Annotated in this window: 12 protein-coding genes; 11 read left to right on the top strand and 1 reads right to left on the bottom strand. The window is 69.6% G+C overall.

The features are described from left to right. Window positions 1-7: 7 nt before the first annotated feature. The 5 genes from BUB97_RS04205 (at window position 8) to BUB97_RS04225 (ending at window position 5,656) form a co-directional block, all read left to right on the top strand. On the top strand, window positions 8-1,144 hold the full coding sequence (locus BUB97_RS04205; protein WP_217659569.1) for a glycosyltransferase: 1,137 nt from the start codon (window positions 8-10) through the stop codon (window positions 1,142-1,144). Beyond that, complete coding sequence (glf, locus tag BUB97_RS04210; protein WP_073131825.1) at window positions 1,137-2,282, top strand: UDP-galactopyranose mutase; 1,146 nt, start codon at window positions 1,137-1,139, stop codon at window positions 2,280-2,282. Before BUB97_RS04205 ends, glf begins: the two co-directional genes overlap by 8 nt. Window positions 2,283-2,292: 10 nt before the next feature. Beyond that, complete coding sequence (locus BUB97_RS04215) at window positions 2,293-3,540, top strand: beta-glucosidase (protein ID WP_217659570.1); 1,248 nt, start codon at window positions 2,293-2,295, stop codon at window positions 3,538-3,540. 171 nt (window positions 3,541-3,711) lie between these two features. Further along, window positions 3,712-4,455: a Crp/Fnr family transcriptional regulator gene (locus BUB97_RS04220; protein WP_073132212.1), complete on the top strand. Its 744-nt coding sequence runs from the start codon at window positions 3,712-3,714 to the stop codon at window positions 4,453-4,455. Between the two features lie 133 nt (window positions 4,456-4,588). Further along, window positions 4,589-5,656 carry a zinc-binding metallopeptidase family protein gene (locus BUB97_RS04225; RefSeq protein ID WP_073131831.1) on the top strand — a complete coding sequence of 356 codons (1,068 nt, stop codon included), beginning with the start codon at window positions 4,589-4,591 and terminating at the stop codon, window positions 5,654-5,656. A gap of 352 nt (window positions 5,657-6,008) precedes the next feature. On the opposite strand, the gene BUB97_RS04230 is transcribed toward BUB97_RS04225, so the two are convergent. Continuing rightward, the gene (locus BUB97_RS04230) at window positions 6,009-9,383 is read right to left on the bottom strand and encodes a transglutaminase family protein (protein WP_073131833.1); all 3,375 of its coding nucleotides are present in this window, start codon (window positions 9,381-9,383) and stop codon (window positions 6,009-6,011) included. 211 nt (window positions 9,384-9,594) lie between these two features. Between BUB97_RS04230 and purB the strand changes: the two genes are divergently transcribed. From purB to BUB97_RS04260, 6 genes are all read left to right on the top strand, one after another. Beyond that, window positions 9,595-10,956 (top strand): adenylosuccinate lyase, encoded by a 1,362-nt coding sequence (purB, locus tag BUB97_RS04235; protein WP_073131836.1) that lies wholly within the window; start codon window positions 9,595-9,597, stop codon window positions 10,954-10,956. Window positions 10,957-10,960: 4 nt separating this feature from the next. Further along, window positions 10,961-11,824: a sulfurtransferase gene (locus BUB97_RS04240; RefSeq protein WP_073131838.1), complete on the top strand. Its 864-nt coding sequence runs from the start codon at window positions 10,961-10,963 to the stop codon at window positions 11,822-11,824. Window positions 11,825-11,923: 99 nt separating this feature from the next. Beyond that, window positions 11,924-12,928: a Bug family tripartite tricarboxylate transporter substrate binding protein gene (locus BUB97_RS04245; protein ID WP_073132214.1), complete on the top strand. Its 1,005-nt coding sequence runs from the start codon at window positions 11,924-11,926 to the stop codon at window positions 12,926-12,928. A gap of 12 nt (window positions 12,929-12,940) precedes the next feature. After that, window positions 12,941-13,846 (top strand): MBL fold metallo-hydrolase, encoded by a 906-nt coding sequence (locus BUB97_RS04250; protein ID WP_073131840.1) that lies wholly within the window; start codon window positions 12,941-12,943, stop codon window positions 13,844-13,846. Next, on the top strand, window positions 13,843-15,246 hold the full coding sequence (locus tag BUB97_RS04255; protein ID WP_086061894.1) for an MmgE/PrpD family protein: 1,404 nt from the start codon (window positions 13,843-13,845) through the stop codon (window positions 15,244-15,246). The genes BUB97_RS04250 and BUB97_RS04255 overlap by 4 nt, the downstream gene beginning before the upstream one ends. Further along, entirely contained in the window at window positions 15,243-16,709 is a 1,467-nt protein-coding gene (locus tag BUB97_RS04260) for an FAD-binding oxidoreductase (RefSeq protein WP_086061895.1), read from the top strand. Before BUB97_RS04255 ends, BUB97_RS04260 begins: the two co-directional genes overlap by 4 nt. Window positions 16,710-16,927: the final 218 nt, after the last annotated feature.

A 16,927-nucleotide genomic window follows, 5' to 3' on the forward strand; every position in this document is an offset into this window, starting at 1 on the left:
GAACTTCGTGTTCCAGCGCCCCCAGCATCTCCTGACCCGGGCGGCCGAGACGTATCGCGTCCTCTTCATCGAGGAGCCGATGCACCGTCCAGCCGAGGCAGGCCTTCCCCGCATGGAGCTGCGCGACACCCCGGATGGCGTTCAGGTCGCGACCCCCATCCTGCCCGCAGGGCTAGACGAGGCGCGGAGCGATGCCGCCCAGCGCGCCTTGATCGACGACCTGCTGGAAGGGCCGCAGGGGGCCGAGCCGATCGCGGTGGCCTGGTACTACACCCCGATGGCGCTCTCCTTCTCGGGCCATCTGCAGCCGCAGGTCACGGTCTATGACTGCATGGACGAGCTGTCGGCCTTCCGCGGTGCCTCGCCGGGCCTGCGCCTGCTGGAGCGCCGGCTGATGCAGCGCTCGGACCTCGTCTTCACCGGCGGGCGCAGCCTTTACGAGGCGAAGCGTGGCCTGCACCCGCATGCGCATCTCTTCGCCAGTGGCGTGGACGCCGCGCATTTCGCCCCCGCGCGGAACCTGGGCGATGCCTGTCAGGAGCCGGCCGATCAGGCCGGGCTGCCGCGGCCGCGCCTCGGGTGGTTCGGCGTGGTCGATGAACGGATGGATCTCGAGCTCCTCCGCAGCGTCGCCGAGCGCCGGCCGGACTGGACCTTCGTCATGCTTGGCCCGGTGGTGAAGATCGACCCCGCCAGCCTGCCGCGCCCGGCGAACATCCACTGGCTCGGCTTCAAGTCGCATGACGAGCTGCCGCAGTACCTGGCAAGCTGGGATGTGGGCTTCATGCCCTTCGCGCTGAATGAGTCCACCCGCTATATCAGCCCGACCAAGACGCCGGAGTATCTGGCGGCCGGCGTGCCGGTAGTGTCCACCCCGATCACGGATGTGGTGCGGGATTGGGGCGAGGATGGGCTGGCGGCGATCGCCAGCAACGCCGATGAGGTGATCGCCGGCGCCGAGGCCGCGATGATCCAGCCCCGCAGTGCCTGGCTCGCCAAGGCCGATATGCGTCTCGCCCGTATCTCCTGGGATTCGGTCTGGGCGAGGATGAAGGCCCTGATCGGACAGGCAGCGGCGCGCGACCTGGCGGATGGGGCGCAGAACCGCGCGATGTCCAGCTCCACGGCGGCTCCCCATGTTTGATTGGCTCATTGTCGGCGCCGGCTTCGCCGGGGCCACGCTGGCGGAGCGGATCGCCACTGTCCGTGGCGAGAAGGTCTGCGTCATCGATCGCCGTGATCACGTCGGCGGCAATGCCTATGATGAGCTGGACGCAGCGGGGCTCCTTATCCACCGCTACGGCCCGCACATCTTCCACACGAACAGCGCGGCGGTGTTCGAGCACCTCTCGCAGTTCACGCGCTGGCGGGCCTATGAGCACCGTGTGCTCGCGCGGATGGCGGACGGCATGCTCGTTCCCATGCCGATCAACCGCACCACGGTGAACCGGCTGAACGGGTTGAGCCTGACCTCCGAGGAGGAGGTGGAGGCGTTCTTCTCCGCCCAGGCGGAGCCGGTGGAGGAGATCCGCACCTCCGAGGACGTGGTGGTCTCCCGGGTCGGGCGGAAGCTCTACGAGACCTTCTTCCGCGGCTACACGCGCAAGCAATGGGGCCTGGACCCGTCGGAGCTGGACCGCTCCGTGACCTCCCGCGTGCCGACGCGGGCGGATAACGACGACCGCTACTTCACGGACACCCACCAGTTCATGCCGGCCGATGGTTACACCGCCATGTTTCGGAAGATGCTGGACCATCCGAACATCACGGTGATGACCAGCACGGACTATGCCGCGGTGAAGGACAGCATCCCCCACCGCCGGATGGTCTGGACGGGACCGGTGGACGAGTTCTTCGGCTTCCGCTTCGGCAAACTGCCCTACCGTTCGCTCACCTTCCGGCATGAGACGCATGACCAGGAGTGGTTCCAGCCCGTGGGCACCGTGAACTATCCCGGGGAGGAGGTGCCCTTCACCCGTGTGAGCGAGTACAAGCACCTGACCGGGCAGGCTCATCCGAAGACCAGCATCACCTATGAGTTCCCCGCCGCCGAAGGGGATCCCTACTATCCCGTGCCCCGTCCGGAGAACGCGGCCTTGTACAAGCAATACGAAGCGCTGGCGGATGCCACGCAGGACGTCTGGTTCGTCGGCCGCCTCGCCACCTACCGCTACTACAACATGGACCAGGTCGTGGCCCAGGCGCTCGCGACCTTCCGCCGGATCGAGACGACGTTGCCGCGCGGCGACGGTGGCCAGAACCTCGTGGCGGCGGCCGACTGAAATGGCGGCCATGACGGATGACCAGGGGAAGCCTCTCTTCCCCAGCTTCTTCATGGGCGGTTTCGAATGCTCGACGCATCGCCGGCACGACGGCCGGCGCCTGGATCTCGTGGCCTCCACCCGTCACGACGAGTTGGCGGAGGAGGATTACGCGGCGCTGGCCACCCACGGGATGCTGGGCGCCCGGGATGGCGTCCGCTGGCATCTCGTGGAGACGGCACCGGGGGAATACGACTGGTCCAGCGTGCTGCCGCAGATGCGGGCCGCCCGCGCGGCCGGGGTGCGGGTGGCGTGGGACATGGCCCATTACGGCTATCCCGACTTCATCGACCCGTGGTCGGAGGATTTTGTCGAATCCCTCGCCCGCTACACCGCCGCCTTCGCCCGCCTCGCGCTGGAGGAGGAGGGGCAGCCGCCCATTCTCTGCCCGGTGAACGAGATCTCGTTCTGGGCCTGGGCGGGAGGAGAGGTCGCGCATTTCAACCCTAAGGCGCAGGGGCGTGGCGGCGAGCTGAAGCAGCAGCTCATCCGGGCCTCGCTGCGTGCTGGCCGGGCGGCCCGGGCTGCCGTGCCGGGGACGCGGATCATCGCGGTGGATCCGCTGATCCGGGTCGTGCCGCTCAAGCCGGAGGATGCGGGCCATGCCGAGGCCTATACCGGCTCCCAGTGGCAGGGCTGGGATGCCCTTCTCGGCCAGGGCTGGCCGGAACTGGGCGGCGGGGATGACGGCTTCGACGTGATGGGCGTGAACTACTACTGGAACAACCAGTGGGAGTATCAAGGCGAGAAGATCGAGGCCGGCGACCCCCGCTACCGTCCGTTCCGCGAGTTGCTGGTGGACGCCTGGCAGCGCTACCGCCGCCCCATCTTCCTGGCCGAGACAAGCATCGAGGGCCAGCCACGCGCCCCGTGGCTCCGCTATGTCTGCGCCGAGGTCCGGGCGGCGATGCGGCTGGGCGTGCCGGTCGGCGGCATCTGCCTCTACCCCGTGCTGAGCCATCTCGGCTGGGACAATGACCGCTACTGCCCCAACGGCCTGTTCGAGTTGGAGGCCAGCGGGGGGCGCCGCCCCTGCCATGGGCCTCTCGCCCTGGAGTTGCGGCGCCAGCGGGCGGTGTTCGAAACCCAGATGCGTGGCTCGCCTGTCCCCGAGGACCCGGATGCGCTGCCGATCCTCGCGGCCGCGCTGGGCGAGCTGGAGGAGGAGCGGCGGGCCCGGGATGCCGGGCGGCGGGCGACCAGGACCCGGTCGGCCTAAAGTTCCCTCAGGGATGCAGCAGGCTCCGGCGTTCGGCGCCGGGGCCTGTACCGCCATGCCGCATTCAGTCGCATTTCGTAGAAGAAGCCGAGTTCGGCTAAGCTGAGGCTCTGGGGCCAACGTCCCGGTGCGGGGGCGGCGCGGACGCCCATGGAGCGTGCCTTGCAGAACATGGAGCATGTGCCGGAGCGGCAAAGGCTGGTCCGGAAGCTGGAGAGCATCACGGACCTGACCGAGGAGGAGCGGCAGGCTCTCATGGACCTTCCCGTGATCCTGCGGGAGTTCGATGCGGGCCATGACATCGTGCGCTCCGGCGATCACCCCCAAAGCTGCTGCCTCATCCTGACCGGTTTCGTCTGCCGCTACATGCTGCTGCCGGACGGTCGGCGCCAGATCGTCGCCTTCCACCCGCCGGGCGACATCCCGGACCTCCAGAGCCTGCATCTTAAGACCATGGACCACAGCGTGGCCGCCATGGCCCGCACCACGACCGCCTTCATCCCGCATGAGAACCTGCAGCGGATGACCCAGCGATTTCCCGGCCTCCTGCACGCCTTCTGGCGGGAGACGCTGATCGACGCCTCGGTCTTCCGGGCCTGGATGGTCGCGCTCGGGCGCAGAACCGCCCATGAGCGGGTGGCGCATCTTCTCTGCGAGATGACGCTTCGCTTCGCCGCGGTGGGCCTGGCCGAGGGGATGACGTACCAGATGCCCGTCACGCAGAACGACATCGCCGACGCTCTCGGCCTGTCCAATGTGCATGTGAACCGGGTGCTGCAGGACCTGCGGCGGGACGAGCTGATCGTCTGGCGTCGGAACACGATCACGGTGCTGCAATGGGGGGCGCTCAAGGACCTGGCGGCCTTCGACCCCACCTATCTCCACATCAGGAATCTTCCCGGGCTTCTGCAGTAGCGCCTGCTCCGGCCCTTACCGATCCGGGTTCCCACGTGAATCTTGACCGCTCGCCGTGGCTCCGGGCAACGCATACAGGCCGGTCGCGTTTCACGGCTTCCGACCACCCCGCCCCCCTCCGAAGGCCGACCCGATGCGCCTGTTCCGCTGCCAGAACTGCGAGCAGTTGCTGTATTTCGAGAACACGCATTGCGAGCGCTGCAAGCTGCGCCTCGGCTATCTCCCGGACAACGCGACCCTCTCCGCGATGCAGCCCGAAGGCGATGCCTGGCGCCCCCTGGCGGCACCCGGAGGGCTGCGGCGCTTCTGCTCGAATGCCGAGTTCGATGTGTGCAACTGGACCATTCCGGCGGATTCGCCTGAAAGCTTCTGCGCGGCCTGCCGGCACAACCGGACCGTCCCGAACACAGCCGAAGGCGACAACCTGCAGCGCTGGCGGAAGCTGGAATTCGCGAAGCACCGGCTGTTCTACACGTTGGTGCGCTTCTGCCTTCCCCTGGCGAACCGGAACGACGACCCGGAAGGGCTGGCCTTCGACTTCCTGGCGGATTCCCCGGACCCGGGCGGCCCGAAGATCATGACCGGTCATGACAACGGCCTGATCACCATCGCGCTCAAGGAGGCGGACGACGCCGAGCGCGAGATGATGCGCAAGAACATGGGCGAGCCCTACCGCACCCTCCTCGGTCACTTCCGGCACGAGGTCGGGCACTACTTCTGGGACAAGCTGGTGCGGGACGGCGGGAAGCTGGAAGCCTGCCGCGCCATCTTCGGCGACGACAGCGAGAGCTACGAGGCGGCGCTGCAGCGCCACTACGCGGAAGGACCGCCGGCCGACTGGCAGGACCACTTCGTAAGCGCCTACGCCACCACCCACCCCTGGGAGGACTTCGCGGAAAGCTGGGCCCACTACCTGCACATCGTCGACACGCTGGAAACGGCCAGCTCCTTCGGCCTGCGGGTGCAGCCGAAGCTCGACAAGACCGGCGAACTGCACGCCAGGATCGACTACGACCCCTACAAGGAACCGGACATCCACAGGATCATCGACGACTGGCTGCCCCTGGCCTTCGCGGTGAACAGCCTCAACCGCAGCATGGGACAGCCGGATCTATACCCCTTCGTGCTGTCACCCGCCGCCATCGGGAAACTGGGCTTCATCCACGACCTCGTCCGGTCCGATGGGCAGTCCTCGGGCTGATGCGGTCCGGCGGGGGGCTCTGACCCTAAGGGGAGGGCTCCGCCCTCGACCCGCCAAGGGCCTGAGGCCCTTGGAACCCCATCTGACTGCCGTGGATGCCCCGGAATGGAGGGGTTTCTAGTTCTGGCTTTTCCTGCCCTTGCAGTCGCCTCAGGTCATCGACCCGATGCGCACCGTCAACCGAACGATTCCAAATTGAAGAAAGAGAAGAAGATGAGGGGTCCGGGGAGAGGAAGAATTCCTTCTTTCTCTCCCCGGGACAGGCCGACAGACCAGAACCAGAGCCCCGGAGCTCGAAGTCGTCCTGTGCGGCGGCGCGCCGGCCGCCAGGAATGAAGCAGGGCTCCCCCGGTCAGAAAGCCCCCCGCCGCAGGTCCAGGCTGCGCGGCGCCTCGCGCGAGACCTCGAGAGGCGGCTCCGCCATCGGGCCCGGCGTGTGGCCGAAGGGCTGGAAGCGGATGCGGCGGCGCGCCTCGGCCTCGTTCGCGTTCACCGGCAGGGCTTCGTAGTTGCGTCCGCCGGGGTGGGAGACGTGGTGCGTCAGCCCACCCAGGCTGCGGCGGGTCCAGCGGTCATACAGGTCGAAGACCAGCGGCGACTGCGCCTTGATCGTGGGGTGCAGGGCGGAGGGGGGCGCCCAGGCCTTGAACCGCACGCCGGCCACGTATTCGCCCTGGCGTTCGGTGGGCGCCAGCGGCACGGCGCGGCCATTGCAGGAGAGGATGAAGCGTTCCTCCACCCAGCCTGTCACCCTGGCCTGCACGCGTTCGGTGGAGCTGTCCACGTAGCGCACCGTGCCGCCGCCGCCGGGTTCCTCGCCCAGCACGTGCCAGGGCTCCAGCGCGTGCCGCAGCTCGATCCCCGTGCCGCGGAGGGAGACCTCCCCGATCAGCGGGAAGCGGAATTCGAGATGCGGGGCGAACCACTCCCGCTCCAGCGGGCAACCCAGGCCGGCCAGCTCCTCGAGCGCGTCGTGGAAGTCCTGCGCCACGTAGTGGGGCAGCATGAACTCGTCATGCAGCCGCGTGCCCCAGCGTACGAGCCGCCGCTCATAGGGGTGGTGCCAGAAGGCCGCGATGGCGGAGCGCAGCAGGAGCACCTGGGCGGCGGACATGCGCGCATGGGGCGGCATTTCCGCCGCGCGCCATTCCACCAGGCCGAGGCGCCCGGAGCCGCTTTCCGGCGCGTAGAGCTTGTCGATGCAGAACTCGGTCCGGTGCGTGTTGCCGGTCATGTCCGCCAGCAGGTGCCGGAACAGCCGGTCCACCAGCCAGGGGGGCGTCTCCTTCCCGGCCTGGATCTGGGAGAAGGCAACCTCCAGTTCCGCGATGCTGTCCTGCCGCGCCTCGTCCACGCGGGGGTGCTGGCTGGTGGGGCCGATGAACAGGCCGGAGAAGAGGTAGGAGAGGCTGGGATGGTTGTGCCAGAAGCCCAGCAGCGACTTCAGCAGGTCCGGCCGCCGCAGGAAGGGGCTGTCGGCGGGCGTCGCGCCGCCCATCACCACATGGTTGCCGCCGCCGGTGCCGACATGGCGGCCGTCCAGCATGAACTTCTCGGAGGCGAGGCCGGTCTGGCGCGCCTCCTCATACAGCTCCTCCGTCCGCGTCACATGCTCCGCCCAGGAGGCGGAGGGGTGGACATTGACCTCGATCACGCCCGGATCGGGGGTGACGGAGAAGCTGAGCAGCCGCGGATCGCGCGGGGGCAGGTAGCCCTCCAGCACCACCTTGCGGCCGGTCTCCTCAGCCGTTGCCTCGATGGCGGCGGCAAGGTCCAGCCAGTCCTCCGCCTGATGCAGCGGCGGGAAGAAGACGTGGATGAGGCCGCCGCGCGCCTCCACCGTCATGGCGGTGCGCACCACGCCGGGCTCGCTGCGGCCCACCACGGGCAGGTCCTGCGGCACGGGGCGGAAGCCCTCGGCACCATTCGCCAGCCCGTTGCCCAACCCATTGCTCAGACCGTTGCCTAGGCCCGCGCCAAGGCCGCGCCCATCCGTGCCGGAGACGGGCTCGAAGGCCTGGCGGGAGGGCAGGGGAGCGAGCGGGGCAAAGGGGTCGGGCGCGATCTCGAACTCCCGCGCCCGATCCTCCTCCGACATCCAGGGCAGGGTTTCCAGCGGCAGGCGGAAGCCGATCGGGCTGTCGCCGGGCACGAGGAAGAGGTGCTCGCCGCGCAGGAACCAGCGGCCGGACTGCCAGCGCCGAGCGCCATCCTGAAGCACGCGCCGGATGGGCAGCACGCTGCCCACGGGTGAGGCAAGGCCCTGGCCGAAGACGCGGGCCAGCCGCGCCCGCTCCAGCGGGTCGCGCAGCTTCGCATCCTCCACCACCACATTCGCCGGCAGCCGGTGCTCCCGCCAGAGGAAGTAGTGGATGTCCTCATAGGCCGGGGTGACGAGGCCGGGATCAACCTGCAGGCGCTCGGCCAGGGCGGCGGCGAAGCGGGCGGCATCCTCCGCCGTCGCATCGCCCCGGTCGTCATCCGACGCGAGGAGGTCCGGGTTGCGCCAGACCGGCTCCCCATCGGCCCGCCAATGAGAGAACAGCGCCCAGCGCGGCAGCTGTTCCCCGGGATAGTGCTTGCCCATGGCGTATTGCAGGGCGGCACCAGGGGACCAGCGCGCCGCCAGGCGGCGGATCAGACGGCCGGCGAGGCTGCGCTTGGTCGGGCCGAGCGCCGTCGTCGTCCACTCCGGCGCGTCCATGTCGTCCGCCGCGACGAAGGTGGGCTCGCCGCCCATGGTCAGGCGCACGTCGCCCGCCGCCAGCACCCGGTCCACCTCCCGCCCGCGGACGAGGATCGCCTGCCACTGGGCCTCGGTATAGGGCTTGGTCACGCGAGGGGTCTCGCGCAGCCGCGTGACGCGCATGGCAAAGTCGAACTCGGCCTTGCTCTCCTCGACCATCCCGGAGATGGGCGCGGCGGAGGCGGGTTCGGGGGTGGCGGCGAGCGGGATATGGCCCTCGCCCGTCAGCAGGCCGGAGGTGGGGTCGAGGCCGATCCAGCCTGCGCCGGGCAGGTAGACCTCGCACCAGGCATGCAGGTCGGTGAAGTCCTCGCTCGGCCCCTCCGGCCCTTCCAGCGGCTTCACATCGGGCACGAGCTGGATGAGGTAGCCCGAGACGAAGCGCGCGGCGAAGCCGAGATGGCGCAGCACCTGCACCAGCACCCAGGCGCTGTCGCGGCAGGAGCCCTTGCAGGCCGTCAGCGTTTCCTCCGGCGTCCAGACGCCGGGTTCCATGCGGACCACATAGGAGACGCGCTGCATCAGGCGCTGGTTCAGCGCCACGAGCATGTTGACGGTCCCCTGGCCCCCTTCCTGCGAGGTCTCCGCCAGGAAGGCGGAGAGCAGGGGGCCCGCTTCCTCCTTCCGCCGGAAGGGTGCCAGCTCCTGCTCCAGCACGGGGTCGTAGGTGAAGGGCCAGGTCTCGGCCTCCGGCTCCAGGAAGAAGTCGAAGGGGTTGATCGTGGCCATGTCGGCCAGGAGATCGACCGTGACGTCGAAATGCGTCACCCGCTCGGGGAAGACCACGCGGGCGAGGAAGTTCCCCTGCGGGTCCTGCTGCCAGTTGATGAAGTTCGGCTTCGGCTCGACCGCCAGCGCGTAGGAAAGGACCGGCGTGCGCGCATGGGGAGCGGGCCGGAGCCGGATCGTCTGTGGGCCGAGCGAGACCGGCCGGTCGTAGCGGTAGGCGGTGCGGTGCGTCAGGGCGACGTGCAGGGGCATGGGGCGAGCTTCACCGTCGGATGCGGGAAGGGGAAGGGATGGGCGACGTGCAAGTTCCAGGCCCCCGATCAAATCCTGCCGGGAAGGCGCGCGGCGCCGGGGATGATTGACTCGGCGCCTCGACCGGACTACTCAAAATTTCACTTAGCAAAATATCTTTCATTCATTGAAATAAGCGCGGCGGCCCCGGTGCGCCGGCGGAGAGGAAGCGATGGCGATCTCGGTCTTCGACATGCAGGCCCTCCAGCACAACTGGAGCACGGACGAGACCCGGGCGATCTTCGAAGAGACCAGCCGCGTGCAGAAATGGATGCAGGTCGAGGCGGCGCTGGCCAAGGCGCAGGCGAAGCTCGGCATCATCCCGCAGGCGGCGGCGGACGACATCGTGGCCCATGCCAGGGCCGAGACGATCGACATTCCGAAGATGGCCGCCGAGATCCGGCGCGTGAAGCACGCCCTGGTCCCCGCGCTGAAGCAGCTCCAGGCGGCCTGCTCGGAGGAGAACGGGCAGTGGGTGCATTACGGCGCCACCACCCAGGACGTGATCGACACCGGCATGGTGCTCCAGATCCGCGATGCCCATGCCCTGTTCCTGCGCGACATCAAGGCCACCGCCAAGGAGCTCGCGCGGCTGGCGCGGCAGCACCGGGACACCATCATGGCCGGGCGCACCCATGGCGTGCTCGCCCTGCCCATCACCTTCGGCCACAAATGCGCCATCTGGCTCGATGAGCTCTCCCGCCACCACGCCCGGTTGAAGGAGTGCGAGCCGCGCCTCTTCGTCGGCGAGCTGGTGGGCGCGGTCGGCACCCAGGCCTCGCTCGGCCCCAAGGCCCGGCAGGTCGAGGAGGAGACGATGGCGATCCTCGGACTCGGCGTGCCCGACATCTCCTGGGCCCCGGCGCGCGACCGCTTCGCGGAATATGCGGGCATCCTGAACCTCATCGGCGGCACGATCGGCAAGATCGGCAACGAGCTGTTCAACATGCAGCGCAACGAGTTCGCCGAGGTGGAGGAGGGCTTCACCGAGGGCAAGCTCGGCTCCTCGACCATGCCGCACAAGCGCAACCCGGTCTTCGCCGAGAACCTGCCCTGCATCGCCCGCGGCCTGCGCGCCTCCGCCAACATGATGGTGGAAGCGATGGTCGCGGAGCATGAGCGCGACGGCATCGGCTGGAAGACCGAGTGGAAGGCCATGCCGGAATGCTGCCTCATCGCCGGCGCGCTGCTGTTCCAATGCTCCGTGCTGCTGCGCGGCCTCCGCGTGGACCAGGAGGCGATGATGGCCAATCTCGACCGGATGCGCGGCTATCTCCTCTCCGAGCGCGTGATGCTTGAACTCGGCGAGAAGGTCGGCAAGCAGAACGCCCATCACTGGATCTACGAGGCCTCGATGCATGGCATCGAGAACAAGCTCGACTTCGCGGAGGCCATGCGCCGCCATCCCGAGATCTCGAAGGTCTCGAACGATGCCGACATCGCCCGGATGACCGACCCGCGCGGCTATCTCGGCGAGGCCGGGGCGAGCGTGGACCGCGTGCTCGCCCGCACCGCCGCCTGGCTGGAGGGCTGAGGGCGTGGCCTTCACCACCCTCATCCAGGCCGGGGAACTCGTAGCGCTCCTGGCGCAAGGCCCGGACCGGATCCTCGTCTGCGATTGCAGCGCCGATCTGACCGACCCCTCCGCGGGTGCGCGGGTTCACGCGGCGGGCCATCTGCCCGGCGCCATGCATCTGGAGCTCGAGCGCGACCTGAGCGCCGCGAAGACCGGCCGCAACGGCCGCCATCCGCTTCCCAGCCGCGAAGACTTCGCCGCGCGCATGGCCGCGCTGGGGCTCTCGGCCGGCATGCAGGTGGTGGCCTATGACAACGCGGCCGGCATGTATGCTGCCCGGCTCTGGTGGATGCTGCGCTGGATCGGGCATGAGGCCGCGGCGGTGCTCGATGGTGGCCTGCCCGCCTGGCAGGCGGCGGGTGGCGCGCTGGAGACCGGCACCCCCGCGCCGCGCCGGGCCGGCGACCTCGCGCTGCGCCCCTCCCTCGTTCCGACGGTGGACTACCCTACGGTGCTGGCCGATCTCGGCCCCCGGACGCGGCAGGTGCTGGATGCGCGCGCCCCCGACCGCTTCCGCGGCGAGAACGAGACACTCGACCCGGTCGGCGGTCATATCCCGGGCGCGCGCAACCGCTTCTTCCGGGACAATCTTGGGCCGGACGGCCGCTTCAAGCCCGCTTCCGTCCTGCACGCCGAGTTCGACGCCATCACCGGTGGCCGCCCAGCGGCCGAGCTGGTGGCGCAATGCGGCTCCGGTGTGACCGCCTGCCATAACCTCCTGGCCATGGAGGTCGCGGGCCTGCACGGCGCATCCCTCTATGCCGGCTCCTGGAGCGAGTGGTCGGCTCAGCCGGATGCGCCGGTGGGCCAGGGGGCCGCGCGATAGGATGCACAGTCAAGAAATGTGAAAATTGGCAATTAACGCATTGATCTGGACATAAGCCGTATGAAGCGGCAGGGATCGGTGCATCTGGAGGAACCAACCATGCGTGACACATCCCTTTCGACCGGACCGCTCCTGACGCGACGCCGCGCCCTCCTGGGGGTGATCGGCGGCGGAGCCGCCCTGCTCGGCGCGGGCCCCGCCCGGGCACAGTCGCTGAGTTCCCGCCCCGTGCTGCTGGCCGTGCCCTTTGCGCCCGGCGGCGCGGTGGACATCATCGCCCGCGCGCTGTCCGAGCCGCTGGCCGCCGCCCTCGGCACCACGATCGTCATCGACAACCGGCCTGGCGCCTCGGGCGCCATCGCGGCCGCCTCGGTGGCGCGGGCGGAGCCCGATGGGCACACGCTCTTCATCGCGACCCCCGGAACCTCCATCACGGCCGCCTTCCAGCCGCAGCTCCTGCCCGGCGATCCGCGCCAGTTCCTGGCGCCGGTGGGGCGGATGGCGACGCAGCCCTATGTGCTGACGGTGACCAAGTCCTTCCCCGCGAATGACCTCGCCGGCTTCGTGGCCTGGACGAAGGCGAATTCCGGCGCCTTCCTGCTGGCCAATACGGGGCAGATGACCGCGACGCGCCTCGCCGGGGAACTGCTCGGCCTGCGCATTGGCACCGAGATCACGCCCGTGCCCTATCGCGGCAGCGGCGTGGTGGCGACCGACCTGCTCTCGGGCCGCGTACACGGCATCTTCGCCCAGCTTTCCGATGCACTGGCCCTGCAGCGCCAGGGCGCGAAGTTGCTCGCCGTCAGCTCGCTCAACCGTGCCCCGCTGCTGCCAGACGTGCCCGCCATTTCCGAGATCGTGCCGGGCTTCGACGTGTTCAGCTGGAATGGCATCTTCGCCCCCGCCGCGACGCCCGTGCCCGTGCTGGAGACTCTGAACGCCGGGCTGAACAAGGCCCTGTCCAATCCGGGGCTGCGCGAGCGCTTTCGTGCGGACGGAGTGGAGTTCGTGCCTGGCCCGCGTCAGGCCCTGGCGGAAATTCTTGACCGCGAGATCAAAGGCTGGACGGATCTCAGCACCAAGGTCCGCATCGATCCGCAATAGGGGCGTCATGTCATGACCACCGCGGCACCGGCCATTCAGGCCTTCTTCGACGAAGCGACGAACACGGTCAGCTACCTCGTCTGGGACGCCGCGACGCGCGCGGCCGCGGTGATCGACCCCGTGCTGGACTGGGACAACCGATCCGGCGAGGCGGATACGCGTTCGGCCGATGCGATGCTGCGGGCCGCCGAGGAGAAGGGGCTGCGGCTGGAATGGGTGCTGGAGACCCATGCCCATGCCGACCACCTTACCGCCGCGCCCTATATCAAGCACCGCACCGGCGCGCCGATCGGCATCGGTGCGCGCATCACGGAGGTGCAGACCATCTTCCGCCCCGTCTTCGACGCCCGGGACCTGCGCCCGGGCGGCGCGGATTTCGACCGGCTCTTCGCGGACGGGGAACGCTTCGCCCTTGGGGGGCTGGAGGTGGAGGTGCTGCACGTCCCCGGACACACCCCCGCCGACGTGGCCTACCGCATCGGCGATGCGGTCTTCGTGGGCGACACGCTGTTCATGCCGGATTCGGGAACCGCGCGCGCGGACTTCCCGGGGGGCGACGCGCATGCGCTGTATCGCTCCATCCAGCGCCTCCTCGCCCTGCCGCCGGAGACCCGCGTCTTCATCTGCCACGACTACAAGGCTCCGGGCCGTGACCACTTCGCCTGGGAGACGACGGTGGCGGAGGAGCGGGCGAAGAACATCCATGTCGGCGGCGGCCGCAGCGAGGAGGAGTTCGTCGCGATGCGCACCAAGCGGGACGCGACCCTCGCGGCGCCGATGCTGCTGCTGCCCTCCATCCAGGTGAACATCCGCGCCGGGCGCTTCCCGGGCGGGGAGGGTGGCCCGACCTTCCTGCGCATCCCCGTGGCGGGCAGGGGCGTCATTCCGCAGGACGCCGAGGAGACCGAGAAACCGTGACCACCCCCGCCCTGCGGCCCCTGGCCGAGTGGATCGCGGCGCTCGATCCCGATGACTGGCCCGAGGCAGTGGCGTCCTCCCTCTCTTCCAGCGCGCTGGACTGGTGCGGCGCGCTGATCGCCGGCGCGGCTCACCCGCTCTACCCCGCCTATCGTGACGCCTTCGCCGCCGGCGCCGCGCCGGGCTCGGGCCCCTGCGCGGTGGCCGGCGATGCGCGCGGCTGGGGACCAGTGGAGGCTGCCGCCGCCAATGCCGCGATCAGCCATTTCTGGGAGTTCGACGATTCCCACCGCGCGGCGATGATGCATCCCGGCATCACGGTGATGCCCGCCGTGGTCGCGCTGGCCCAGGCACGGCCGGGCACGACGCTGGCGGACATGCGCGCGGCCGTGGTGGCGGGATACGAGGCCGGGCTTCGCATGGGCGCCCATCTCGGCAAGGCGCATTCGGCCACGAATCACACCACCGCCACGGCCGGGACCTTCGGCGCCGCCGCCGCCGCCGCGCGGCTGCTGCGGCTGGATGCCGAGCGCACCCTCTGGGCCCTCGGCCATGCTGGCACCCAGGCCGCGGGCCTCTGGCAGTTCCTGGATGACGGGGCGACGGAGGCCAAGGCGCTGCACCCCGCCATCGCCGTGCGCAACGGCGTGACGGCCGCGCTCTTCGCCGAAGCACGCATCCCCGGCGCCACGCGCGTGCTGGAAGGGCGGCGGGGCATGCTGGCCGCCTGGAAGATCGCGCCGGAGGACTCCGCGAGCCTCCGGCCCGGCGCGGAGCCGCAGATCCTCACCACCACCATCAAGGGCTGGCCGGTCTGCGGGCAGATGCACAGCCTGCTTGACGCCACCCAGGACCTGGTGCGCGCCGCGCGGCTGAAGGTGGAGGAAATCGACCGCGTGCAGGTGGAGGCGCCCCAGGCGCTGCTCGACATCGCCGGCATCCGCCGGCCCGCCAATGCCACGGATGCGAAGTTCTCCACCGCCTTCTGCGTCGCGCTGCTGCTGGCCGGTGGCGATCTCTCCTTCACCGGCTTCGACGGGCGTGCGGTGGCGGATGAGGCGGTGCAGGCCCTGGCGGACCGGGTGGAGGTGCTGGCGCCGGCCGAGTTCTCCGCCCGCTACCCGAAGGAGCGGCCCGCGCGGATCACGGTGCGGACCCGGGACGGCCGCGTGCTGGTGGAGGAGCGGAGCTTCCGCCGCGGCGACCCGGAGGCGCCCTGGGAATGGGAGCCGCTCGTGGAGCGCTTCCACGGCATCGCCGGCCTTTCGATGCGGGACGCGCGCGCGCGGGAGGCGGTCGTCGATTGGTGCCGCGGCTTCGGGGCGGGGGAGGCGGGGCTGGACCGCCGCCTCGGCCCGGTGTTTCAGCCGGCGCGGCATGGCCTGGAGAGCGCGGCATGAGCGGCGCGCCCTTTTCCCTGGCGCCCGGTCCCACGGCCCGCGACGCGCGGCGCGTGCCCGCCGAGCTCGCGGCACGGCTGCGCGCGGCCCTGCCGGAGGGCACGGTGCTGACCGAGGAGGGGGATCGCACGGCCTATCTGGTGGAGGAACGCAGCCTCTATCGCGGCCAGGCGCCCATCGTCCTCCGCCCCCGCAGCACGGCGGAGGTGGCGGCGGCGGTGCGAATCTGCGCCGAGGCCTGCGTCCCCATCGTGCCGCAGGGCGGGAATACCGGCCTGGTCGGCGGCACCGTCTCGGGCGCGCATGAGGTGCTGCTCTCCCTCGGCCGCATGAACCGGATCGAGGACGTCGATCCGCTGAACTTCACCATGACCGTGCAGGCGGGCTGCGTGCTGGCTGATATCCAGGCGGCGGCGGAGGCGCATGGGCGCCTTTTCCCGCTCAGCCTCGGCGCGCAGGGAAGCTGTCAGATCGGCGGCAATCTCGCGAGCAATGCGGGCGGCATCAACGTGCTGCGCTATGGCAACGCGCGGGAGCTGACGCTGGGGCTGGAAGTGGTGCTGGCCGATGGCCGCGTGTGGAACGGCCTGCGTGCCCTGCACAAGGACAACACCGGCTACGCGCTGAAGCACCTGTTCATCGGCAGCGAGGGCACGCTGGGCATCATCACCCGCGCGGTGCTGAAGCTCTTCCCCCGCCTGACGGACCGGCAGGTGGCCTTCTGCGCGCTGCGGGACCCCGCCGATGCGCTGACCCTCCTCTCCATGGCACGCGACCGGGCGGGGGAGGCGGTAACGGCTTTCGAACTCGTCTCCTCCTTCGCGCTGGAGATCGTCGAGCACCATACGGGCGGGCAGAGCCCCTTCACGGAGCGCCACCCCGTTTACGCGCTGATCGAGCTGGCGGGTTCGGATGCCGACGGCACCTTGCGGCCGGTGCTGGAATCCCTGCTGGAACAGGCCTTCGAGGCGGGGCTGGTGGCGGATGCCGTGATCGCTGAAAGTCTGGAGCAGGCCGCCGCCCTCTGGCGTCTGCGCGAAGGCATTCCGGAGGCACAGAAGAAGGCCGGCGGCAGCATCAAGCACGATGTCTCCGTCCCCGTCTCCCGCGTGCCGGCCTTCCTCAAGCGCGCCGGGGATGCGGTGGCGGCGGCCATGCCGGGCGCGCGCATCTGCGCCTTCGGCCATCTCGGCGACGGCAACATCCACTACAACCTCACCCAGCCCGAGGGGATGGAAAAGGCCGCCTTCCTGGCGCGCTGGGAGGAGATGAACGGAATCGTCCACGACATCGTGGTCGATCTCGGGGGCTCCATCTCGGCCGAGCATGGGATCGGCCTGCTGAAGGCCGGCGAGCTGCGGCGCTACAAGGACCCGGTGGAGATGGAACTGATGGGACGCCTGCGCGACGCGCTGGATCCCGCGCGCATTCTCAATCCGGGGAAGATGGTCGGGTTAGGTTGATCTTATTGAGGGCTCCGCCCTCCACCCGCCAAGGGCCTGAGGCCCTTGGAACCCCGTCTGACTGCCGTGGATGCCCCGGATAGGTGGGGTCTCTGGTTCCGGGCTTTTTCCTGCGCTTGCAGTCGCCTGAGGTTTTAGACCTCAGGCGCACCGTCAGCCGAGTGACTCTAACTTGAAGAAAAAGATGATGGCGAGGGGGCCGGGGAGAGGAAGAATTC

Origin of the sequence: Muricoccus roseus (assembly GCF_900141905.1) — a bacterium.
Lineage (GTDB): Bacteria > Pseudomonadota > Alphaproteobacteria > Acetobacterales > Acetobacteraceae > Roseomonas > Roseomonas rosea.